General features: G+C 67.7%; 19 protein-coding genes. 15 read left to right on the top strand and 4 right to left on the bottom strand.

Annotated features, from left to right (window positions below; translation table 11 throughout):
* The first annotated feature begins 21 nt into the window (after nt 1–21).
* The 12 genes from add to ACFQVD_RS11040 all read left to right on the top strand — a co-directional run bounded on the left by add (nt 22) and on the right by ACFQVD_RS11040 (nt 12,293).
* Nucleotides 22–987 (top strand): adenosine deaminase, encoded by a 966-nt coding sequence (add, locus tag ACFQVD_RS11095; protein WP_343965994.1) that lies wholly within the window; start codon nt 22–24, stop codon nt 985–987.
* A gap of 230 nt (nt 988–1,217) precedes the next feature.
* Nucleotides 1,218–1,703: a hypothetical protein gene (locus ACFQVD_RS11090; RefSeq protein ID WP_343965992.1), complete on the top strand. Its 486-nt coding sequence runs from the start codon at nt 1,218–1,220 to the stop codon at nt 1,701–1,703.
* Nucleotides 1,700–2,008 carry a transcriptional regulator gene (locus tag ACFQVD_RS11085; protein ID WP_343965989.1) on the top strand — a complete coding sequence of 103 codons (309 nt, stop codon included), beginning with the start codon at nt 1,700–1,702 and terminating at the stop codon, nt 2,006–2,008. The genes ACFQVD_RS11090 and ACFQVD_RS11085 overlap by 4 nt, the downstream gene beginning before the upstream one ends.
* 595 nt (nt 2,009–2,603) lie before the next feature.
* Nucleotides 2,604–3,587: a glycoside hydrolase family 11 protein gene (locus tag ACFQVD_RS11080; RefSeq protein ID WP_343965987.1), complete on the top strand. Its 984-nt coding sequence runs from the start codon at nt 2,604–2,606 to the stop codon at nt 3,585–3,587.
* Between the two features lie 827 nt (nt 3,588–4,414).
* Complete coding sequence (locus ACFQVD_RS11075) at nt 4,415–5,989, top strand: pyridoxal phosphate-dependent decarboxylase family protein (RefSeq protein WP_343965985.1); 1,575 nt, start codon at nt 4,415–4,417, stop codon at nt 5,987–5,989.
* Entirely contained in the window at nt 5,986–7,527 is a 1,542-nt protein-coding gene (locus tag ACFQVD_RS11070) for a hypothetical protein (protein WP_343965983.1), read from the top strand. The genes ACFQVD_RS11075 and ACFQVD_RS11070 overlap by 4 nt, the downstream gene beginning before the upstream one ends.
* A 47-nt stretch (nt 7,528–7,574) precedes the next feature.
* Nucleotides 7,575–8,075: a hypothetical protein gene (locus tag ACFQVD_RS11065; protein WP_343965981.1), complete on the top strand. Its 501-nt coding sequence runs from the start codon at nt 7,575–7,577 to the stop codon at nt 8,073–8,075.
* Between the two features lie 25 nt (nt 8,076–8,100).
* Nucleotides 8,101–8,883, top strand: a complete 783-nt coding sequence (locus ACFQVD_RS11060) for a hypothetical protein (RefSeq protein WP_343965979.1) — start codon at nt 8,101–8,103, stop codon at nt 8,881–8,883.
* A 93-nt stretch (nt 8,884–8,976) separates the two neighbouring features.
* Nucleotides 8,977–9,390, top strand: coding sequence for a hypothetical protein (locus ACFQVD_RS11055; protein ID WP_343965977.1), 414 nt, complete (start codon nt 8,977–8,979; stop codon nt 9,388–9,390).
* Nucleotides 9,387–9,935: a hypothetical protein gene (locus ACFQVD_RS11050; protein ID WP_343965975.1), complete on the top strand. Its 549-nt coding sequence runs from the start codon at nt 9,387–9,389 to the stop codon at nt 9,933–9,935. The genes ACFQVD_RS11055 and ACFQVD_RS11050 overlap by 4 nt, the downstream gene beginning before the upstream one ends.
* Nucleotides 9,936–10,138: 203 nt before the next feature.
* Complete coding sequence (locus ACFQVD_RS11045; protein ID WP_343965973.1) at nt 10,139–10,906, top strand: MBL fold metallo-hydrolase; 768 nt, start codon at nt 10,139–10,141, stop codon at nt 10,904–10,906.
* A 373-nt stretch (nt 10,907–11,279) separates the two neighbouring features.
* Nucleotides 11,280–12,293, top strand: coding sequence for a nitronate monooxygenase (locus ACFQVD_RS11040; RefSeq protein WP_343965971.1), 1,014 nt, complete (start codon nt 11,280–11,282; stop codon nt 12,291–12,293).
* 84 nt (nt 12,294–12,377) lie between these two features.
* Here the strand turns inward: ACFQVD_RS11040 and ACFQVD_RS11035 are convergent, their stop codons facing one another.
* On the bottom strand, nt 12,378–13,313 hold the full coding sequence (locus tag ACFQVD_RS11035; RefSeq protein ID WP_343965969.1) for a hypothetical protein: 936 nt from the start codon (nt 13,311–13,313) through the stop codon (nt 12,378–12,380).
* Nucleotides 13,314–13,573: 260 nt separating this feature from the next.
* Between ACFQVD_RS11035 and ACFQVD_RS11030 the strand changes: the two genes are divergently transcribed.
* Genes ACFQVD_RS11030 through ACFQVD_RS11020 form a run of 3 tightly spaced genes read left to right on the top strand, consistent with a single transcriptional unit; the run spans nt 13,574 to nt 14,509 of the window.
* Nucleotides 13,574–13,891, top strand: coding sequence for a hypothetical protein (locus ACFQVD_RS11030; protein WP_343965967.1), 318 nt, complete (start codon nt 13,574–13,576; stop codon nt 13,889–13,891).
* A gap of 4 nt (nt 13,892–13,895) precedes the next feature.
* Nucleotides 13,896–14,117 carry a hypothetical protein gene (locus ACFQVD_RS11025; protein ID WP_386271010.1) on the top strand — a complete coding sequence of 74 codons (222 nt, stop codon included), beginning with the start codon at nt 13,896–13,898 and terminating at the stop codon, nt 14,115–14,117.
* A complete protein-coding gene (locus ACFQVD_RS11020; RefSeq protein WP_343965962.1) occupies nt 14,114–14,509 on the top strand; it encodes a hypothetical protein in 396 nt (131 codons plus the stop codon). The genes ACFQVD_RS11025 and ACFQVD_RS11020 overlap by 4 nt, the downstream gene beginning before the upstream one ends.
* Before the next feature lie 288 nt (nt 14,510–14,797).
* Here the strand turns inward: ACFQVD_RS11020 and ACFQVD_RS11015 are convergent, their stop codons facing one another.
* The 3 genes from ACFQVD_RS11015 to ACFQVD_RS11005 all read right to left on the bottom strand — a co-directional run bounded on the left by ACFQVD_RS11015 (nt 14,798) and on the right by ACFQVD_RS11005 (nt 23,237).
* Nucleotides 14,798–15,943: an RNA polymerase sigma factor gene (locus ACFQVD_RS11015; protein WP_364153539.1), complete on the bottom strand. Its 1,146-nt coding sequence runs from the start codon at nt 15,941–15,943 to the stop codon at nt 14,798–14,800.
* A gap of 7 nt (nt 15,944–15,950) precedes the next feature.
* The gene (locus ACFQVD_RS11010; protein WP_343965957.1) at nt 15,951–16,358 is read right to left on the bottom strand and encodes a YciI family protein; all 408 of its coding nucleotides are present in this window, start codon (nt 16,356–16,358) and stop codon (nt 15,951–15,953) included.
* A 336-nt stretch (nt 16,359–16,694) separates the two neighbouring features.
* Nucleotides 16,695–23,237: a PKD domain-containing protein gene (locus ACFQVD_RS11005; protein WP_343965955.1), complete on the bottom strand. Its 6,543-nt coding sequence runs from the start codon at nt 23,235–23,237 to the stop codon at nt 16,695–16,697.
* Nucleotides 23,238–23,555: the final 318 nt, after the last annotated feature.

The following is a 23,555-nucleotide window of genomic DNA, read 5'->3' as shown; positions in this document are numbered from 1 at the left end:
GTCGCACTAGCATGCCCTGACGTGAGAGATCTCCGCCTGCTTCCCAAGGCCCACCTGCACGTCCACCTGGAGAGCACCGTACGTCCCGGAACCGTGCGGGAGCTGGGTGGCCCGCCGGAGCCCGAGGGCCCGTTCGCGAACTTCCGCGCGTTCGCCGACCAGCGGGCCAAAGTGCGCGAGTCGCTGCGCACACCCGAGCACTTCCGCCGGATCGCGGTGGAGTTCTGCGAGGACGAGGCCGCTCAGGGCACTCGTTACGTCGAGGTGACCTTCACCGCAGCCGCACACGGGGAGCGACTCGGAGCGCCCGAGATGCCGCTGGAGGCGGTGCTCGACGGGCTGGCCGAAGGCCGCGCCAGGTTCGGGATCCGGAGCCGGGTGCTGCTCGACCACTCCAGACGGCGTTCGGTGGAGCGGTTGTGGCGGACGTACGAGCTGGCCGCCCGCTACGACGAGGTGATCGGCATAGGGCTGGCGGGCGACGAGAACCATCCGCTGACGCCTTTCGCCGAGGTGCTCGACGCGGCCAGGGAGGCCGGGCTGCACCTGGTGCACCACGCGGGGGAGGCGGCCGGCCCGGCCAGCATCCGCGAGGCACTGGACGTCGGGCACACCGAGCGGCTCGGGCACGGCATCCGGGTGCTCGACGACGACGCGCTGGTGACGCGGGTGCGCGAGAGCGGAATTCCGCTGGAGGTCTGCCCCACCTCCAACGTCCTGCTCGGGCTCGTTCCTTCGCTGGCCGAACACCCCCTGCCCAGGCTGCGCGCGGCCGGGCTGGCGGTCACGGTCAACACCGACGGCGAGACGGCACTGGCCGACGAGTACGCGCGGTTGCGCGAGGTCCTCGGATACGGCGACGACGTCATGGCCGAGTTGGCTCGCGCTTCGATCGAGGCCTCGTTCGCCTCCCGGGAGCTCAAGGCGGCGCTTCTGGTCGAGGTCGACGCCTGGCTGGCCACGGCATCGCCGGCCACGGGGGGTTGACCCGGGGCGGACCGGGAAGTGCCGGGCGACCGGCCGGTTTCGCGTTCTCGCTGCCAGGCGGTGATCCTCGCCGATCACATGTCCGCGCGGGTGAGCCCGCCTGCGGCATCTCCCCGGCCGATGAGACCGGCTGCTTGGCGGGGTGAGCCGTTCTGACCAGCTTTGGAAAGTACTTGACGATATGGAAACCAGAAAGTACTTTCCAGATAGGAAAGAGCGAGGGAGCAGCCATGGACATCACCCCGGAAGAAGCCGCGCGGTCGCTGGCTCAGGTCCACGAGACGCAGCACAGGGTCCTGCGTGCCGCGCCGCCGATGTTCCCCGCCTGGTACCCGGTGGCGGTCTGGATCTTCGTCACCGGGATGCAGTTCGTCACCGAGATCGCACCCGCCTGGTGGTTCTGGATCGCCGTGGCGGCCCTGTCGGCCGGCCTGGTCGCCGCCGTCCTCAAGTTCGTGAGCGACGTCAGGAACGCGAACCTGCGGCCGCACTCCTCCATGACGGATCCATGGGCATGGGTCGGCTTCACCGTCTGGCTGGTCACCACCGGTCTCGCGGGCTCCGTGCTGGCGTTGTGGTTCAAGGAACTCGGCGTCGCCTATCCGCGCACCGTGATGGGCGTGACCATGATCGTGATCGTGGCGGTCACCGCGCCGCTCCTGGCCCGGTGGATGTCCGCGCGGACCGCTCGGCGGGCGGAGACGCCGAAGCGATGACGTCGCGACTCGACCCGGCGATCCACGCGCCGACCCGGCTGCAGATCGTCTCCCTGCTGGCCGCCGCCGAGGAGGCCGAGTTCGCCTTCGTACGCGACAACCTGGGCGTCAGTGACTCGGTGTTGTCCAAACACGCGAGCGCCCTGGAGGCGGCCGGCTATGTGAGGATCCGCAAAGGGTACGTCGGCAAGCGACCCAGGACGTGGTTCAGCCTCACCCGCGAAGGACGCGCGGCCTACACCGGCCATGTCGCCGCGCTCCAGGCCATCGTCGCCCGGTCCGGCCTCTCGGTCCTCCCCGACTGAGCAGGAACTCGGCCGGTGAGCAGACTCTCGCGCGGATGATCTGTTGACCGCGGACCGGGGCTTTCGCCGTGGCCGGCGCGATGCCGCGTGGGGCGAGCCTGCCGCGGTCGGCCACAAGCAACTGACGCGCGAGGCCGTGACCGACCGGGCCGGCGCGAGAGCCGTGTCCAGACCTCCCTGCCGCCGCCCGGATACGCCGAATTATTCGGAAAGCCTCCGAAAATTTCACCGACCGATCTCGAACTCGATCGACCGGGATTGGCTACCTGAGCAGGCACAATGTTTGCTCAAGACGTCCTTGGCTAAGATCAAGCCTTCATGGGCCCTCGGGAGTTGTTGACAGCGCACGGACTCAGGCCGACACTTTCGTCATCACGGCGATACTTTCAGCATCGTTAGGCCTCAGTCACCGTCGATTCGAGTCACCCGCCGCGACCTGCTCCTCCGGTCGCCGACCGCACGACGACCGGCCAACCCCCCACGTCGTACGACGCCGGCGCGCGGTGGTCGCCGTCCCCTGGCCGCCGACAGCCCCGCCGGGTCGTATCACGCCGCCCGGCCTCCCGGCCGATCCTCACGAGGAGGAAGCACGCGCATGAACGACGCCCCCGCCCGCCCGAGGAGCCGCGGACGCGGCCACACCAGGCTGCTCATCGGCCGCGCCTGCGCCGCAGCGCTGGCCGTGGTCGTGGCGATGTCGCCCAGCACCGCCCACGCGGCCGTCACCACCAATCAGACCGGCACCAACAACGGCTACTTCTATTCGTTCTGGACCGACAGCCAGGGTACGGTCTCCATGGAACTGGGGTCCGGCGGCAATTACAGCACCTCATGGAGCAACACCGGGAATTTCGTCGCCGGCAAGGGCTGGAGCACAGGCGGCCGCAGGACCGTGAACTACTCGGGCAGCTTCAACCCGTCCGGCAACGCGTATCTGACGCTCTACGGGTGGACGAGAAACCCACTCGTGGAGTATTACATCGTCGACAACTGGGGCACTTACCGGCCCACCGGGACCTACAAGGGCACGGTCACCAGCGATGGCGGCACGTACGACATCTACCAGACGACGCGAACCAACGCCCCCTCCATCGAAGGCATCAGAACCTTCAATCAGTACTGGAGCGTACGGCAGTCAAAGAAAACGGGCGGAACCATAACCAGCGGCAACCACTTCGACGCATGGGCCCGTTCTGGCATGAGTCTTGGCAGCCATGACTACATGATCCTCGCAACAGAGGGATATCAGAGCAGCGGGAACTCCAATATCACGGTGGACGGCTCCTCCTCCGGTGGCGGTGGCGGCGGCGGTGGCGGCTGCACCGCGTCGCTGTCCGCGGGTCAGCAGTGGAGTGACCGGTACAACCTCAACGTCTCGGTCAGCGGTTCGAGCAACTGGACCGTGACGATGAACGTCCCGTCCCCGGCGAAGATCATGGCCTCCTGGAACATCAGCGCGAGCTACCCCAGCGCCCAGGTGCTGACCGCCAGGCCCAACGGCAACGGCAACAACTGGGGTGTGACGATTCAGCGCAACGGCAACTCGACCTGGCCGACGGTCTCCTGCAGCGCGAACTGACCTCCGAACCCCCGAGACACCGCACCCGTGGCGCGGCGGCCCATGGCCGCCGCGCCACACCGCTGCCGGCGCGCGGCGGCTCGATTGGATGGCCCTTTAGTGCCGACGTGCCGGGAAAGACCGACATATCACCTTGTAAAGCCTTCTGATGCATTTTCGAGAATATAGACATATGTAATAAGAATGTCATGTTAATGGGCTCGTCTGTCGAGGTGGCGGTCTCGAATTCCGGGTTCGCCCCAGATTTGCGAGAAAAACTCATAAGCCCTAAAACGGTTGAGAACCGCCGAAAATCCTCCATCTCAATCGCCGTGTGCAAGTAACTGTGGCCGGAATCTGTCACTCCACCTGCATTCGAGGTCTTGCGCCCCCCTGGCATCAATGGTTAGCTCACTTACATGACAGGCGCGCCAACGTATACGGCGGATGAAATTCAGGTCGAATTAATCGCGATTCGTCCACGCTAGGTCTCCTTCAGGTCCTGATCGTCGGCGACATCACCGCCGGACTGATCCGAACTGCTTGAACAAGGCGTGAACAGGGGGCAACGAGGCCCTCTCGTGCCATCTCCCACCATCGTCGGTCGACATTCTCCCTTGAAGTTGGACCGTTCCAATCCGTCAGGACGGCTCAGCAGCGGCACGTATGCCGCCCCGTGCCCCCGCATGCCGAGGATCCCTTTCCCGTTCGACGCATCACCGCAGATCACGCGTTTATTCGCGAGAACCTTCATGTGATCGCCTGGGAATTCAACGCACCATGTTCGAATTCTCGCCCAGGCGCGACCACATGGGCGTTCTCGACGCCGGATCATTGGAGTCTGCTCCATGACGAGTTCACTTTCCGATGTCCAGAGTTCCCTTCCAGAGCCGACGACCGGCGAAGGCTCCCGGTCGCCCACGCCGGGTCTCGCCGCGGCCTTCGACCCCGAACGTTTCCACCACGGCGCCGTGGACATCGTCGGTCGCCTGACGACGTATCTGGGCGACCGGTCGGTCCGGGGGCTCGACCTCCTCGATCCGGCGGTGCTGCTGAAGGCCGCCCGGGAACTGATGACCCCGGAACGGCAGCGCATCGCCGACTTCGACGCCGACCGGGTGAACCAGATCGTCGACCTGTACACGGGGACCGGCATCCCGGTCTACTCACCCGGCTACATGGGGCGGCAGTTCTCCGGCGTGGTGCCGCTGGCCAGCCTTATCGACCTGGTCGGTTCGGTGGTCAACCAGCCCTCCTCCTTCTACGAGGCCGGGCAGCTCCCCAGCGTCGCCGAGCGGCTCATGGCCGAGGAGCTCAACCGTTTCATCGGCTGGGACCGCGACCGGTTCGCCATGGTGACGACCTCGGGGGGCTCCCTGGCCAACCTGACCGCGCTGCTGGCCGCCCGCAACCGCGCCTTCCCGCAGATCTGGACGCGCGGAGCCGGCGGCATGCCGGATCCCCCGGCCATCGCGGTCAGCGAGGAGGCCCACTACAGCGTGACCCGGGCGGCCGGGGTGCTCGGCATCGGGGAACGGCAGATCGTCCGGCTCCCGGTCGACCGGGCCGGGCGGATCCGCCCAGATCTGGCCGGCCCGGTACTGGACGAGGCGCACCGGCGCGGCCTGCGACCGTTCTGCCTGGTGGCCTCGGCCGGGACCACGTCGATGGGCGCCTTCGACCCGCTGGAGGAACTCGCGGCCGTGGCGCGCCGGTACGGGCTCTGGCTCCATGTGGACGGGGCGCACGGGGCGAGCCTGCTGCTGTCGGACCGGCACCGGGACAGGCTGCGCGGCATCGAGCAGGCCGACTCGCTGACCTGGGACGCCCACAAGATGCTGTTCATGCCGGCGCCGTGCACGCTGCTCTTCTACCGCGACGGCACGGCGGCACGCGGTGCGTTCCGGCAGTGCGCCAGCTACGTCTTCGACGAGGAACCGGACGTCTACAGCGCCTACGACAGCGCGGACAAGAACCTCGAGTGCACGAAGCGCCCGATGATCATGCCGCTCTGGACGGTCTGGTCGGTCTACGGCCCGGCGCTGTTCGCACAGAAGGTCGACCGGTTGTGCGCGGTGACCCTGCAGGCGTACCAGATGCTCGCCGCCGAGCCGGACTTCGCCGTGGCGCACGAGCCGGAGTCCAACATCCTGTGCTTCCGGTACCGGCCGGACGGCCTGGAACCGGCGACCGTGCACCGGCTGCAGCTGGAGATCCGCAACCGGATCCGGGGCGGCGGGCGCTTCTTCATCTCCAAGGTCGACATCGACGGGGTGGCGGCGCTGCGCGTGGTGGTGATGAACCACCTGATCGACGCCGACCACCTGGCCATGCTCATCGCCGAGATCAGAGACATCGGGCAACGGGTGCTGCGCGCGAGCGCCGCGGCCCGGCACGACCAGCGGAACGGGAGTCATTCATGACCATGACGGATTTGGACATCGCCGCCTCGGCGGAGCTGGCGGCACGGCTGATCCCCGAGGAGGAGTTGCGGCCCCGCTCGGTGGACGACGTCACCCGGTTGCCGTCGTTCGCGGGGAAACTGGAGGAGTGCGGGCGGCTCACCGGAGTCCCGTACTGCGAGTCCCCGCTCGACCTGCAGAACGCGCTGGTGTTCCGCCGGCTTCAGCAGCTCGTCGGCCTCGCCCTGCTCAACCCGCTGTGGCGCGAGCGGCTGCACTACTTCGGGATCCGCGGCGCCCCCGCCGACATGTCCGAGTGGGAGCGGATCCCGCTCTCGGACAAGACCGTGCAGCGGGACATGTTCATGGGCGCGCGGGCCGGGATGGTCGTGCCGCTCGAGTTCGGCGGGTTCGAGGTGGTGGCCAGCGGCGGCACCGGTGACGGCATGCCCCTGGAGATCGTGTACTCCCTGCGGGAACTGCGCGACACCTACCGCATCTCCGGGGCGTTCATGGGCGCCTACCAGCTCGGCCGCTACCTGCGCGGCCCCGCGCCGCGCTGGCTGTTCACCACCCTGGCCGACTACCAGATGTGGAGCAGCGGGACCATGGTCGGCGGAGTCCTGTCCCACGTCCCGGGGGTCAACTACATCGGCGCGGGACCGGTGAGCGCGCCGGTGCTGGAGCACATGTTCTCCTACCCGGGCCACAAGGCGCTGATGGGCATCACCGCCGGCATCGCGCTCCTGCCCGAGCTGGGCGCGGGCCTGCCCTCGCACGCCAGGGCGAGCTTCCGGGTCGCCATGTACGGCAGCGGCTCCCTGCCGCAGCGCAAGCGCGACGAGCTGCAGGCCTTCTTCCCCAACGTGTCGATCCTCAGCTACTTCGCCGCGACCCAGGCCGAGTGCGTCGGTCTCCAGCTCGACCACACCTCGCCGGCGCTCTCCGCGGTGCCGGGGCTGCACCTGGTGGAGATCGTGGACGAGCACGGCCGCGCCGTCGCCGAAGGCGAGGAGGGCGAGCTGGTCGTCACCCGGCTGCACGCCGACGAGACGCCGCTGCTCCGGCTCAAGCTCGGCGATCGGATGATCCGCCGCCCCGCCCTGACCGGGCCCGGGCTGCGCACCGAGCGATTCGAGTTCGCCGGGCGCACCGCCGACGTGCTGCACCTCAACGACAGCCAGTATTCGGCGACGCTGGCCTACGCGGCCCTGCGCGGGCGGCTGCGCTCGACGGCCGGCGTCGACCTGGACCTGGTCGCGCACGAGGTCCAGTTCCACAACCACCGTGAGGACCGGACCCTCACCCTGCTGGCGGCGGTGGACGACGCCGAGGGCACGGCCGCGGCCGTCGAGCACGCCCTCGGCCCGAGCGGGACGCGGCAGCTGTTCACCCAGGCACTGCCGAGCTCCCTGTCGCTCTTCAACGACCGGGAGGCCAACGCGGCGGCCATCGAGCAGACCGGATACGGGTTCCGGCTGGTGTTCGTGCCACCCTCCTCACCCCAGATCGAGCGGACCACCGTCGGCAAGACGCCGCTGGTCAGGGACCGGGGCTGAGCGCCTGATGGCCCGTACGCCCGAATGACATCCGACAAGGGAGGATCATGAAAGACAGGATCAGCATCGTCGTGATGGTCGACGCCGTCGGGGCGTTGTCCGACCGGACGCTGCACAACGGGAACCTCTCGCTGGTCGACGACAGCTCGGCGGGGAGCAGGCACCAGGGGACTCCGGAACTCATCACGGCGGTGGTCCCGGGACAGGTCGTCCAATGGACGCCCATCCATGTGGACGTGCAGACTCCGGTCGAGATCAAGGCCATCGAGTTCCTGTCCGGTGCGACCGCCTCGCCCCCGGCCGACCAGGCCGTGCCGCCGCATCCGGTGGAGCCCTCCACCGTTCCGGCACCCGCCGCCGTGTCCGGGACGGGGGCCGACGCCACCGATTCCAACGGGCACGAGAACTACGACCTCCTGGTCTGGGAGGGCGTCGTGCCCTACGACATGACGCCCGGTGTCCCGTACCGGTACCGAATCTCCCTCCAGCTCCACGAAGGACCCAACAGCGTGCTGCACATCGACTCGCCCGCGCTGCTGCGCGTGTGAGCCACGTTCTGCGAAAGGCGGTTTCATGGCCCAGCAACACGGGATCATCGTGCTCTTCGACGTCGAGAACGCGCTCCGGACGCGGTCGCTCGACGGCAACACGTACTGGTTCGACAACATGAAGTTGCTCGGCTCGGTCGGGGTGGGCACCGAGCAGCTGGTGACGATCGTGCCCGGCACCCACTTCCTCGACGGGTCGCAGGCGACCGAGCAGGTGCTGAACTGGTTGCCCGCGGCGCTGGGGTCGATCCCCCCGACGGTGCCACGCAACTACCTGGCCGAGCAGGAACGCGCCGACGACCGGCGCACCCTGGAGGAACTGGCCGCGCTCGGCAGCGAGGGCAGCGTGAGCGACGCCGATCTCAAGCGGCTGCAGCGGCGGGTCGGCAAGCGCGCCCGCAAGTCGGGCAGCGGACGCGGCCTCACCGAGGCCAAGCTGCTGGACGTCACCGGCAGGACCACGAGCAGCCCCGGCGCTTACAACTACCCGGCTCCGGTGATCACCGATATCACCGGCCAGGCCGTCAGCGAGAAGATCATGTACCCGGCCCAGTACGGGTCGCCCGACATGATCTACGACGGCTGGTACTGGGCCGCGACCGTGGACACGAGCCGGCCCGGGGTCTACCCGTACACCATGCACGTCCAGCTGCACGAGCTGGTCGAGCAGGACGACGAGCTGGTCTGGCAGTCCGTGGACCTGACCTGCCAGTCCAGTCTCAAGATCATCAACGATCCGAAGCGCAACGGGTTCACCGGCGCCGGACTGGGCGTGCTCCCTCTCCCGTCCGTCCCGGCCGCCGGCTGACCCGGCCCGAGCCGGAGCATTCTCGACTGGAGGAGCAGTATGCCCCCGAGGAACAGACAGTCCGAACGCCGGCCCGCCCGGCCCGTCCGGCCCGTGACGATCACCGCGGTGGTCGACCCCGTGGCCGCGCTGGCGTCGGAGAACCTGGACGACAACCTCTACTTCTATGACACCAACAAGGCCGCAGGATCCACCGGTTTCGGCACCCCCGAGCTGCACAGCCGGGTCCGCAAGGGCGACACCCTGCTGTGGAACGTGATCCCGCTGGAGTGCGAGACCTACGTGGCCCTCGCCGACATCGAGATCGACCCGCGGATCGCCGAGCCCACGCGGAAGGTGTATCCCGGCACCGACATCGTGTTCTGGACCGCCGAGGTCAAGCAGGACCTCACCGAACCGGTCCCGTACCGGCTCTCGTTCCTGCTGGGCACCGTCGGCACGCCGTTCACCCCCACCGCCCGGCCGGCCCTGGCCGGTCCCGCCAACGAGGGAAAGGGAGGCCGATGACCCAGGAATACGCGGCCGCGGACTTCGCCGATCGTGGTCAGCTCAACTCCGTCCAGCTGAACGTGGTGACCCTCGTCGACATGGAGAAGGCCGCCGCGACGAAGTCCCTGGACGGCTGCCTCTACATGATGGACAACAGCGTCGGCGGGGTCGGGCAGGGCACCGACCATCTGGAGACCATCTGCAAGCAGGGGCAGGTGATCAACTGGATCATCCGCCCGATCGACATGCAGCGCCGTACGGACGGCACCTGGCCCCCGATGCCGAAGATCAACAACCTGGTCTTCCTCGACATCGAGAAGGGTGACGAGGACGACGTCGCCGAACGCCGGATCATGACCGAGCTCAAGATCTACGGCGCTCCCGACCGGATGCGCGACCAGTACACCGCCGTCTACTACTACTGGGCCGGGGCGGTGATAAGCGAGGCCCGGCCGGGGCTCTACCGCTATCGGTTCGTCCTGGAGCTGGAGAAGGAACACGGCACCGACAAGCTGTACCTGAACTCGGCCCACTATCCCGCCCTGCGGGTGACGCCCGTCTGACGGTTCTCCCCTCCAGGGGACTCCCCGGTCAACGCTCGGCGTGGGGCCACCGGCCCCACGCCGAGCGTGCCAGGTCGTTGCGGGTCGGCGGATGTATCTGATCTACTACTGCGAGTGATCATCCCGGGTCGATCGGGTCACGTGCGGAAGACGGGTCCAGATGATCCGGACGATGCCCGACCGCGCAGCGAACGGAGCCGTCCATGACGACCACCATCACCGTGATCGGCGGCCCGACGGCCCTGCTGGAACTCGGCGGGCTGCGCATCCTCACCGATCCGACCTTCGATCCGCCGGGAGATCACCCCGCCGGGCCGCTCACGCTCACCAAGACCACCGGCCCGGCCCTTTCCCCTGCCGACGTCGGCCCGGTGGACCTGGTACTGCTCAGCCACGACCAGCACCCCGACAACCTGGACGGCCTGGGGCGCCAGATGATGTCCGCCGCGCCGCTGACCCTGAGCACGCCCGAGGCCGCCGCGCGCATCGGGGTCACCCCGCTGCACCCCTGGCAGCACCACGACGTCGGCCGGGTTCGCGTCACCGCCGTTCCCGCCCTGCACGGCCCGCCGGGATGCGAGCCCGTCGTCGGCCAGGTCACCGGCTTCGTGCTCACCGGCGACGGGCTGCCCACCGTCTACATCAGCGGGGACAACGCCTCGCTGGAGTACGTGGAGCTCATCGCCGGGCGGTTCCCGGTCGTCGACATCGCGCTGCTGTTCGGCGGCGCCGTCCGCACGCCCATGATCGACGGGCGGCTCACCCTGAACGCCACCGAGATGATGATCGCCGCACGCCTGCTGAAAGCCCGGCAGGTCGTGCCGCTCCATGTCGAGGGCTGGACCCACTTCACCGAGGACCGGACGGACGTGCACGCCGCCTTCTCCGAAGCCGGCCTCGACCACCTGCTCGTTTCCTTCACCCCAGGACGACCGGTCTCCCTGGGGTCCGCACGGTCAGGCGCCCGGTGATGTCGTCGTTCGTACCTGCCCGACGCCCCGCGTCCACCACATCCGTAGGCGCGGCACCGGCTACGGGCCGATGATTCCGGCTGCGGCGCGTTCGGGCGGGCAATAGCGGGTCATCGGCGCGGTTGATGCTCCGTTCCTCGGCGGAGGTTGCGAAGGCGCTGCGGGGAAACCGAGATTGCCGGTCCCGCCTTCCTGACAGTGGATCTGTACTTCCGGTGCGGAACGTCGTATTAGGCGCCTGACCTGGAGCTACCTCGAACTCGCAGGTGAGGTGGCATAGGCTTCCAGAGCCTGACGGATCGCCCGTGGTGTGCTCGGTTCACCGTCGCGGCGCCTGTGGTGAGACCACAGGGCGCTGAGGGAGGAGGTGTCGATGTCCGATCCGGTGCCGTGGCCGTTCAGGCTGCCGGTCGTGCAGGCTCCCATGGCCGGCGGGGCGTCCACGCCCGAACTGGCCGCCGCTGTGTCCGAAGCCGGTGCTCTGGGGTTTCTCGCGGCCGGCTACAAGACGGCCACGCAGATGCGCCAGGAGATCAAGCGGGCGCGCGAGCTCACGTCCCGTCCGTTCGGGGTGAATGTGTTCATGCCTACGGCCGATGAAGTCGATCAGGCTGAGATCGACGGCTATGCGCGGGTCATAGAGCGGGAGGCGCAGCGGCTGAGCACCACTTTGGGAGTCCCGCGCGGAGGCGATGACGATTTCACTGCCAAGGTCGCGGATCTGTTGACGGATCCGCCCGCGCTGGTGGGGTTCACGTTCGGTTGCCCGGAGAACGAGCTGATCCAGGCGTTCCGCCGTAGGGGGACCACCGTGGTGGTCACGGTGACGTCGGCGGCCGAGGCACGACTGGCTTCGGCGGCCGATGTGCTGTGTGTCCAAGGTGAGGAGGCGGGGGGCCACCGCGGCTCGTTCACCAATGCGGACGCCGAGGCCATGAGCTTGGAGCGCTTGCTGTCCCAGGTACGGGAGGTGTCACGGCTTCCCCTCATCGCGGCCGGCGGTGTCGCCTCGGCCGCCGACGTCTCCCGGGTCCTGTCCGCGGGAGCGGTCGCGGCTGTGGCGGGCACTGCTTTCCTGCTCTGTCCCGAGAGCGGCACCGGCGTGGTCCACCGTGCGGCGCTGACCGATCCCCGCTTCACCCGCACCGCCGTTACCAGAGCCTTCACCGGACGCCCGGCGCGCGGCCTGGTCAACCGATTCATGACGGAGTACTCCAGCCGGGCACCTGCGGCCTACCCGCAGGTCCACCACCTGACGGCACCGCTGCGGCGCGCCGCGGCGGTCCGCGGGGACGCCGAGACGCTGCACCTGTGGGCCGGGACCTCCTGGAACCGGGCACGGAACACGCCGGCGGCGAACATCACTGCGGGCCTGGCCGCGATCTGAAAACGGCCTCCGAAGACTACGACCCACCTGAAGATCCGAACTTAGTGTGATCGTTTTCTGACGGCTACGAAGTGGGGCCGTCGTCTACGCGGTGAGCGGCGACCGGTGCCGATTTCGCCTCGCGGGACGGATGCGGGGGACCTCGGAGCCTGGCCGGGCGGCCTTATCTCCCACCTCCGTGTCGCAGAACGGATGGCGGGGGTCGTGTCCGCAGCCGGGGCAGGCGGTGCCGTCGGCGATGTCGGCGGCCAGTTTTCTGAGCACGTCGTCGAAGCGGCGCAGATGCTCGTAGTCGCCGAAGGCGGGATCATCGACGAACTTGGCGCAGTAGTCGGCGATGGCCGACGGGGAGTGCCGTAGAAGAGCCTCGGAGATCCTTTTCAGCAGCCGGGAGCGTAGCCAGGCCGGGGCGCGGCGGTAGTGGTCGGGCAGCTTGCCGAGCAGTTCGGCGGCCGTTCGGGACAGTTCTTCCGGGTTCGCCGCAGGCGTCGGTGCGGTGCCCGGCCCTCTACGGTCCGCAGGCTCGCCTACGGCGAGAAGAGAGGGGTTTTCGCTGATCTTCTCGGGGGTCTGGTCTTCTTGCTTTGCTGGTCTTCTTATACGGGCGGGTTTCCCCGCGTTGGTTTTCCCGGCGTAGGTCGCGGCCTGGGGTTTTAGGGTGTTCGTGCTGGTCGGGGCCAACAGCGGGTTTTCCGGCGCGGACTCGTCGGCGGTGGGTTGTGGTGACCAGGGGTCGCAGATGATGTAGGTGACGCCGCCGAGTCTGCCGTCGTGGCCCCGTGCGCGTTCGCGTACCAGGTAGCCGTACGTCTCCAGTTCCGCGATGGCGGTCCGGGCCGCGTCCCGGCCGTCCGGGGCGGCGCAGACGATGGTCTTCTCCGAGACGCGGAAGCCGGTCGCGTGCGAGGTCAGCCAGGCCAGCAGGCCGCGCGCCTTCCAGGACAGCCGCAGGTCACGGATCCAGAGGTTGGAGATCCGGGTGAAGTGGTCGGAGGGCGGCTTCGCCTGCCGGATGCTCATCGCCCGCCCTCCGAGACCGAGGAGACGGTCGCCTGGCGGGAGAGGATGTTTGATACGGGCGCGGGCGCGCGGGTACAGTCGAGCATGGATCTTTCTCCTGTGCTAGCAGGGTGAATGGATCAAGGCCCTGAGACGGTGTTGGTAGCACCGGCTTGGGGCCGTCTTTCTTTCTCCGGGTGACCGGCTCTGGGCGCCGTGGCATGGCCTGTCGTGCTGGCGCGCTTGCTCACCCGGGCTTGCCGATCTCTGGGAAATCCCTCATGAGCTGGGCCGACGCGCCTTTTCTAGCACACACCGCCCTGAGGTTTCCGCTGCTCTTGGAACATCTCCGAGTGTTGTATCCGGTGCTCGTCGAGCAGCGCTGGGGGAGGAGTGTTCAGCTGCCGAAGGGCGTGCCCGCACCTGACGATGCCGGCGGTCGGCTTTCTGCGCACGTGGTCGAACCGGCGCGGGCGCTCGTAGTCGCCGAACGCCGGATCCGTAGTATTTGGGATCTAGCAGGATATTTAGGCAAGCTGGTTGTCTTGATGCTGGCAACCACCTTGACTATGCTGAATGAAACGGAACGAGCTGCTTAGTCGGATGGCTCGCCTGGCCAAGCGGTACGGCTTCGAGTTCTCGAAGACGCCCGATGTGCATGGTGGCAGCCATGACAAGTGGTATGTCCGAGGAGACGCGGTCATCGTGCCGCGTCATGCCGAAGTCAACGAGTTGACGGCCAAGGGCATTCTCAAGGAGTGGGACGCACTACTCGCCGAAGCTCAACAGGACATGAGCCAGGATGACGAGGAGGAGGCCAAGTGAATGAGTTCCGGGTCACGGCCCAGCGGTCCGGTGGCTGGTGGGCGCTGGAGATCGAAGGGCCGGGATTGCGGCGCCCGGCGCATACTCAAGTGCGGCGGCTCGATCAGGCCGAGGAGACGGTGCGCGATCTACTGGCCCTTCGCTTCGACATCGACGACCCGGCCGTGGCCGCTTGGCGGATCACGGTGGTTCCCGTCCTGGGGGAGGAACTCGCCGCGGAGGTCGCGCGGACCAGGGAGATTCGCCGGGAGGCGGACCGATTGCGTGATGACGCGGTCAGTCGTTCACGCGAGGCCGCGCGCCGTCTGCACGAGCAGGGGCTTCCCCATCGGGACATCGGCTTGCTACTTGGAGTCTCCCACCAGGCGGTCAGTAAGCTCCTCGCTGGTTAGATCGACACTTACGGGCCAGAATTGACGGGTGCCTTCCGGCGTTCGACAGGATGACGAGAAGGAAGCCAGGAAAGCGGGTTCCGGGTCACCTGGCTCGCCGCTATCCAGCGCCTCGCTGAGCTGATAGGTCACCTTTGAGACAGCACGTCTCCAGCGCGCCTGTCGTCGCGAAGCTGCCCCGCCAGTAACGCGTCGTGCGGCTGGTCTCGACCCGCCTACCCACTTCGAGACGATCGCTCTGGCCGCGAGGCTGCTCCAAGTGCTGCGGGAGAATCCGAGCGCGACCCGTCAGCGACACCGGCGGGCGTTGAGCCGGGCGGCCTGGCGCGTCAGGTGGCCGCGCTCGGCGAGGTTGGGTGCCTTGTGGGCCGCCTCGGCGTACAGCCGTGCCGCCGTCGCCAGGTCGCCGTCGCGCTCGTGGAGGTACGCCGCCACCGCGGTGTGGCGGGGCAGTGAGTCGTCCAGCGCCGCGAGCGCCGCCAGGCCGGCGCGCGGTCCGTCGGCCTCCCCGACGGCGACCGCGCGGTTGAGCCGGACGACCGGGCTGTCGGTCAGGCACGCGAGTTCGTCGTACCACTCGACGATCTGCACCCAGTCGGTCTCCTCGGCGGTGGGCGCGTCAGCGTGGAGTGCCGCGATGGCGGCCTGGGCCTGGAACTCGCCCAGCCGGTCACGGGCGAGGGCCGCCTGCAGGATCCCGACGCCCTCGGCGATCAACGCGGTGTCCCACCGGCCGCGGTCCTGTTCGGCGAGCGGCACCAGGCTGCCGTCGGACGCGGTCCGGGCGGTACGCCGGGCGTGGTGGAGCAACATGAGGGCGAGCAGCCCCGCCACCTCGGGGTGGTCGATCGCGGCCGCGAGCCGCCGGGTGAGCCAGATGGCCTCGGCGGCGAGGTCGACGTCGCCGGAGTAGCCCTCGTTGAAGACCAGGTAGAGGACGCGCAGCACGGTGGCGACGTCGCCGGGCTGGTCGAACCGCACGCCGGAGACGGTGCGCTTGGCCCGGCTGATGCGCTGCGCCATGGTCGCCTCGGGCACCAGGTAGGCCTGGGCGATCTGGCGGGTGGTCAGCCCGCCGACGGCGCGCAGCGTGAGCGCGACCGCGGACGACGGCGTCAGCGACGGGTGGGCGCACAGGAAGTAGAGCTGGAGCGTGTCGTCCACCGCGGGCGCGGGCCCGGGCGCCGGCTCCTCGTCGACGAGGTCCTCACGCCGGCGGCGGGCGGCGTCCGCCCGGGTCGCGTCGAGGAACTTGCGCCAGGCCGCGGTGACCAGCCAGCCCTTCGGGTCCCGCGGTGGGTCGGCCGGCCAGACGCGGACCGCCTCGACCAGCGCGTCCTGCACGGCGTCCTCGGCCGCCGCGAAGTCTGCTCCGCGGCGGACGAGGATTCCGAGCACGCTCGGCGTGAGGCTCCTCAGCAGGGCCTCGTTCATGATGAGGTCATTCCGTGATGGTGGGCGGCGCGGTCAGGAACGGGCGCACCTCGAGCCACTCGTGGATCGGCTTCCCGCCCGCCCCAGGGGCGGCCGACAGCTCCCCGGCCAGCTCGACGGCGCGCTCGTAGCTGTCGACGTCGATCACCATCCAGCCGGCGATGAGGTCCTTGGTCTCGGCGAACGGTCCGTCGGTGACCGGCGGGCGCCCCTCGCCGTCGTAGCGGACCCACGCCCCCTCGGGGGCGAGCGCCTGACCGTCGACGAACTCGCCGGTCTCCTCAAGCCGGGCCGCGAAGTCGTTCATGTACTGCACGTGGGCCGAGATCTCCTCTGGCGTCCACTGGTCCATGCGCACGTCGTTGACCGAAGCCGGGGCGCCGCGGTAGTGCTTGAGCAGTAGATATTTGGCCATCGTGGTTCTCCTCGGTGCTGGTGCGACCCATTGTGGTCGCGTTCACTGCGGGGACGGAACCGGCCACGAATTCTCGACATCGCCGTCCGAATCTTTTTTGGGTCTCGTAGCTGCCCCCGGGTGAGCCGTCTCGCGGTGTCCGGGTCCACGCCGTGGCGCGAGGGCGAGACGGAGCGAGACATTCCAAGCCGCACGTAACGTGTCGGCCGGTGGGAAACGCGGCGATCGTTGCCGAAGGGCACGGACAGGTCGGCCCGTGGTCGTCCGGCGGATTCGAGGATGGCCGGATGCCCGTGGCCCCAGCCGAGGGGGCCGAGGACTACGGACGTGTCAGTCTCAGCCGCTGACGCGGATGACGCCGCTCACCGGTGAGGGCGAGGTGCTGTTGTCGTAGATGAGCTCTCCGTTCTTCTTCCAGACTCTGACCAGCAGTTTGTCGGTGCGGTCGGCCGGTTTGCCGGAGTCGACCGCGGTGATCTCGTAGGTGACGTCGACGGTCTTGTTGACCTTTCCCTCTCCGCGCAGGATCGCGGTGCCGCCGGAGGCGACGAGCACGGTGTAGGCGGTGTCCCGCAGGTCGAACCCGGGGGCCTTGTAGTGCAGCACACCACTGGGGACGGTGTCCTTGTGGCGGTAGCAGGCAGTGACGGTGAAGGTCGCCTTGCCCTCCTTCGCGCACTCGCCGCCGAGCTTGCACGCCCCGGCGGGAGAGACCGTCTGACCGGCCCCGACCAGCGACCCCGCCGGGCCGTAGACCAGCACGTACACTACCTTTCCGCCGATGGAGTCGGCGGTGGCCGCACCGCCGTCGTCGTCGGCCACGGTCACCGAGATCGGGTAGCGCCCGGCCTTGGTGAACACGTGTGACCCGCTGACGGTGCCCGTGCCGCCGTGTTCGGCCACCGCACCGGTCACCTGCCGCCCGCCGACGGTCCAGGTGGCGGTGTGGGTGTCGGCGGCGCCGGGGTCGGTGAACGACGCGCTGAGCGGCACCGCCTTGCCCGCCGGCACGACCTTCTCCACCGCCGGTTCCTTCAGGGTCACCTGCGGCGCGGCGTTGGTCACCTGGAGTTTCAGCGTCGCGGTGCCGGTCGCGCCCTTGTCGTCGGTCACCGACACCGTGACGGTGCGCTCACCGTCGTCGGCCGCGGTGTGCTCCAGCTTCAGCCGCTTGCCCTCCAGCGTCAGCTCTCTGGGCCCGGTGCCGTCGCCGTAGTCCACCGTCGCCGTCCAGGAGGTGGAGTCGCCGTCGTCGAACGATCCCTCCGCCCGCCACGCCGAGCCCTCCGCGATGGTGTCCGGCCCGGTCAAGCTCACCGCAGGGGGCTGGTTCGGGGTCTCCACCGCCTTGACCGTGGCCTGGAAGGCGGCCGCGGTTTCCAGGCCGCCGTCGTCGGTGATCTTCACCGTGACCGGATAGGTCCCGGGGGTGGCCCACTGGTGCTCCAGCGTGATCTGCTTGGCGGCGGTGGGCGTCACCGGCCGCGGGCCGGACCCGTCGCCGTAGTCCACCGTGATCGTCCAGGAGGTGGAGTCCGGGTCGGTGAAGGTCACGGTGCGCCGCAGCGTCTCGCCCACCGTGAGCTCAACATCGGATTCTCCGTCGAGCACCCTCGGCGGCTGGTTGGGGGCCGCTTCCTCGATCACATATGGCACCCCGGCCGTGCCGGTCTTACCACTGCCATCGGTGACCATCACCAACGCGTTACCGGTACGTGAATCGTTGAACGTCCGGGTCACTCGGACGATGCCCCCACCGGGCCGCCGGACCACCTCCGCCGGCACCGGCTGCCCATCACCCCAAGCGACCTCAGCGCTATGAGTCTCCGCGGCATCGGAATCGGCATCGGAATCGGAATCGGTGAAGGAAACCTCCAAAGTGAACGGTTTGCCCACCTGACCCCGCACCGGTTCGGCCGGCACCTGCACCACCGGCGTGCTGCCCGCCTTGGCACCCTGACCGGTCAACGGCACGGTGAACGCCGGCTGCGCATCATCAGCGGTGGTGAACGTCAGCGCCCCACTGGCCGCCCCCTCCACAGTGGGAGCGAACGCGACCTCCACCGCGCACACCTGACCGACCGCCAACTCCACCGGACAGGCGTTGGTCTGGGTGAACGGCCCACTGACCGCGATCCCCTTCAACGGAATCGGGTCGTTCAGCCGGTTGGTCAACTTCACCACATAAGAATGGCTGACCTGACCCACCTGCACCGGCTCCGGCCAGTTGACCCCCACGGTGTTCAACAGCGGACGAACCTTCGAGACGACCTCCGTCCCATTGTCGTCGATCTCGGGGTCGGACACCGCCAGGCTGGCCGCCATCACCTTTGTCTTCAACTCGGTGCCCTCAGCGGCACCGGCCGGGACGATCGCACTCACCTCAACGGTGGCCGACCACCCCGGCTCCAGCACCTTGACCGCGTTACGGAACCCGCCTTTGATCGGCGCGCACACGCCCCGCCAGGTCTCACAGGCCGCGCCGGTGACCCCTTGCGGAACGAACACATCCAGTCGGACATCGGTCGCGCTGTCATTCCCCTTGTTGGTCACCGTGGCCGTCCAGGTCACCGTCGAGGTCGGCCCCGGCTCACCGGCCGACACCGTCGCGCTCACCTCCAGATTCGCCCGCGCCGTCGTCGGGGTCAGCAGGAACGACCGCGGAGACTGGACAAACCCCTCCTGCGAGGCCGAACGGTCACGGACGAAACCCTGCGCCACGATCTGCCCCGAGGAATTGACGTCGTACAACCACGACAGGCCCACACACGGCACCTTCGTGTCGGCCTCCTCCTGCGGGCACAACGGCCGAGGCAACAGATCCGCCAACGGGAACTTGGCGCCCTCCAACCACGCCACCGGCTCATAGACCGTCCTGGCCGGAGTGGAGGCGTCCGGATCGATCGCACGACCGACCACCAGACCACTGTCGCTGACCGCGCTCGCATCCCCCGCGCCCAGATCGGTCGCCCGGCCGTCCCGCCACACATAGGCGTGCTGCTGAGTGTGAACAGCGCACATCATCGCACCCACCGCGACACCGGCATTGTTGATGTCATACGCGACGCCGTGGTTGTGCCGGCAATCCGAGGTCTGCGGCGCCAGTTCGGTGGTGACCCCGTCCTGGTAGACCGCCGGACTCCAGCCGACCGGATCCCCGAAGACGCCCGTCTCATACACATACGCACCGGCCACGGCGCCACGCGCGTTGATCCGCGGCAACGCCGGGCTGGGATAGCCCGGAGTATTACGGTAAACGTTGTCGTAGAACGGCGGTGAGGCCGGCAGCTGAACCGCGCTCCCCCTGTCCCACATCACCAGCTCACCGTCCTTGGCGCCGAACACCTGACCGTTGTCGTTCACGTCCACGGCCACGCCGGACCCGGACCGTTGCAGATCGGTGACCTCGCCATCCTTGCCGAACAGCACGGCGCGCTGCGCCTTGTCCTCTCCCACCGAGGTGACCGCGAAGCCCGAGACATCCCCTGCCTCGTTGATCCCCGTGGCCTCCACATGACACTGCTCAGGGGGAGGGGAACCATCGGTGCAGGGCAGGCCACCCAGCTCGGTGAACTCACCCCCCTGCCAACGCACCGCCCGGCTCTTTTGCGCGTGCGTCCCGTACATCACCGTGGCCGCGACCTGACCACGATCGTTCAACGCCACCGCGCGTGTGGCCCACGCCCCCGCGCCCCCGGCACCGCCCAGCTCGGTCACCGTATAGGACCCGAACCGCGCCACCACCGTATGCGGGCCGTCCATCACCAGTTTCAACGTCCCGGCAGGGCGCTCTTCACCATCAACGGTCCACCCCAGCGGCATCCGCCCCGCATCCGCCGTCGCGCTGATCGTCACCTCGCTTCCGGACCGGTGGACATCCCGCGCCGGCGACGCCGACACCGAACCTCCCGGCTGCGCCGACAGCGTCAGCTCGAACTCCCGCAGGTCCGGCTTCTTCACCTCGACCACACCACGCGCGCTCCGCAACCCCGCCGCGGTGTCGGCCCTGACGGTGATGGCGTACACGCCGTCGGCCAGGGGTTCGGATGTACCGCCGTACACGCCGTCGTCGTTGTTCCCGTCGTCCTCCAACGCCACCTCATGGCGTGTGCCGTCCATCCCGAGCAGGATGGCCTTCACCGGCGCACCGGTAACCGGCGCACCGGCGTCGGTCACACCGGCGATCACCCGCACCCGGCCCTCGTCAGAGGACTGCTCGGCCTTCATCACCGACACTTTCACCGGGTTACCCGTGATCCAGGCTCCCAGGGTGGCCGTGACCGGCTCGGCCGCGGAATTCGTGATCTCCAGCTTCCACGTGCCCGCCTGCGGATCGGCCACGCTCAACCCCTGAATCGGCTGCTTGGCCTGCTCGCTGCCCGCCGCGTACTGCGCGGCCGGCTTGCCGGACGGATCACGCAACACCAGCCCCACCGTCGACGGCAGCACCCCCGTCACACCGAACGCCGTGCCCTGCGGAACGTTCAACGGCACGCTCACCGTCTGGCCCGGCTCCACCGCGGTCGACGATGCGGCGAACGTCGACATCACGTCCGCATCGCCGGTGGCCTCGGCTGCGGTTTCCGCGCCGGGCTTCGCGGTCGACTTCATGCCGGACTCGACGGTGGCGTCATTCCTCAGTCCGGGGCCGGTCGGCTCCGCGGTGCCGGTCGTGCCCGGCGCCATGGCGAGCCGCGGCTTGATGTAGGAGAGGAAGTCCTGCTCTGAGGAGGTCATCGACGTGTGCGCCGTGTCGGTCCTGGGGATGTCCGGGTAGATGAACCGTGAACTGAACACCGGAACGATTCCGTCACCGTCAGGGGGAGTCAGGCCACAGAGCACCGCCCTGCCCACGCCCACCAGGTTGGAGGGCCGCACGTCTTTGAGATCCAGATACTCACGATTGAACACACCGTCCATGTAATCCGTGGTGAGCTCGTACGTGGCCGGGAAGTACGGAACGGGAGCGCCCCACAGGTTGGCCGCCTCCACGAGTATGTCCGCGAGACAACTTCCCATGTTGGGGGTGCCCATCTGCAGCATCCGGTTCACCGCGGGCCGGCCGGTTGTGAAGGATGGTGTGCCTCCCACGCGCGGCATCTTGGTCTGGATGTACTGCCGGGCGATCAGTCCGCCCATCGAATGAGCGATGACATCGACCTGGAACGCGCCCGTCCGCTTGCGCACGTTCTCGATGTACTTTGCCATCTCATCGACGTTCTCCCAGAGCATTTTGGTACGCTTGAACGGCTCCGAATCTGTGCCGGTGTCGAGTGTGCCGCCGTGCTCGTCGAACTGGCCGTCGCCGATCGCGAACACCCCCATTTGAGGATGTATCTTTTTGAGGATCTCGCCGGTGTCGTTCCAGGCGGCCTGGGCGTCACTCTTCCAGCCGTGCACCAGGACCGTCGGCTTCGGTATGACGTCGAAATGCTTTTCGACGTAGGCTTTCTCGACACCGCCGACGAGGAGCTGTATTTTCACGTAGCGGCGTGAGACCGGCTCGCCCTTTTCCCAGGCGATTCCGGAGGTCTTCTTCGGTGACCATTTCAAATACGTGTCTCGTGAGGCCAGCGGCGGGATGGATTCTTCCTGTGGTTCATCCAGTATGGGCGTTCCCAGGTTGTCATGCCCGGGATCAGGAGAATGATATGCCTGCAGTTGTACGGTCACGGGGTGTGGACTTGCGTTCTTGAGGGCGATGCCGATGCGCATCGCGTTGCCGTCGACAACTGCACCATTGACTTCCGAATAATCGCTTTCATTTGGATATCTCGCGCTTTGGATATCTATCCACTTGACTTCCGGGAAGGGGGCTCCCAGGTCGAGCAGGAAAGCATGGGCGACGTTGTCGGAATCCTTTGCGATGCCGGTGACCTGGTTGGCGTCGTTGATCCCGGTCGCCGCCGTCAATGTCAATCTGGTATTTCCCCTCACGAAAGTGTTCAGGTCGATGCCGCGCCCCTCCGTGTATATCGCGGCCGTCAATGTGCGATTTTGTTCGTACATCCTTCCGACCCCGATGCCCGCGTTGTTGATCGCATCCACCATGCCGCCCCAGCTTGTCTGTTGAACCTCGGGCGTGCCGTTCGCATCCCAGATCAGCGGGACGTAGCCATCGTCCATATCCGTCCCGTAGCCTGCGACCTGTCCTTTGTCGTTGATGTCGAACGCGATCGTGCTTCCCATGTACTCCAGGCGGTCTCGTGTGGGGTTGACCGGCTCGCCGGGTCTGGTGCGGAAGGCCCGGTAGTCCACCACTTTTGGATCGGGGTTCATGTCCGCGCCACCGACCACGGAGCCGGAGTTGTTCAGCGAAGAGGCCTCGATGCGCTGATTTTTCCAGGATTGAAGTCTCAGCACGGAGCCGTCGGCGTCCCGTATCCATCCCGGGCCCACGACTTGCCCCTTGTTGTTGATGGCCGTCGCCAGCGGCGGGTCTATGCGCGTTACCGCACCGTCTTTGAAGACGAAGGACTGCGAATGGGCACCATAGGTGCCGACCACGGTGCCGTCGTCATTGACGTCCCGGGCGCGACTGTAGCCGACGTCGCCAAGGCTCGCGTGAATGTCCGTGAAAGAGCCCCCGGAGAACAGCACGGCTCCGAGCTTCGCCTCTATCGGGTTCGACGTGCGGTTGATCGCCGAAGCGACCTGCCCCTTGTTGTTGATGCCTCCGACCAGGCCCTGGATCGTTTTAAGGCTGCCGAGATCGATGAATGGGCTGTTGGAGGCGGAGGCTGCCGCCTCCTTACCCGGAGACGGTTCCGGCGGGGATACGGCGATCGCGTGCGCGGGTGGGGCGAGAGCGCCGACCATCGCAGTGGCCAGCGACAACGCCACCCATCGCGCGAAGGCGCGCCTGATAAGGCTCTTCAAAATAAATTCCTCATTCCAGGCCGTACAGTCGGCGCGGTTCGGTGATGTGCGGTAGGGTTCACGCCGGGCTTCGGGCCCCTGTGCGGGTGAAAAAATGTCAAGACGGTTCGCGCTCGGCCCTTCTGCCACTGCGGTTCACGTGGCCGTCGGGGATCGCTCCTGCCGGGTTTACTCCATTTCGTGCCCTCCTCGCAGCATGCTCCTTCATAAGAAATGTCCGAAATGCCGGATTGGTCACCGATGGTGATTGTTCGCCCTTGTGGCGCACTTGGCCCCACTTGTGATGGTTTTGTCGAGGACTCGTGGGCCTCTGCGGCA

Origin of the sequence: Streptosporangium amethystogenes subsp. fukuiense, from assembly GCF_042665875.1 — a bacterium.
Lineage (GTDB): Bacteria > Actinomycetota > Actinomycetes > Streptosporangiales > Streptosporangiaceae > Streptosporangium > Streptosporangium fukuiense.
This window is presented reverse-complemented; position numbering and strand designations above follow the sequence as displayed.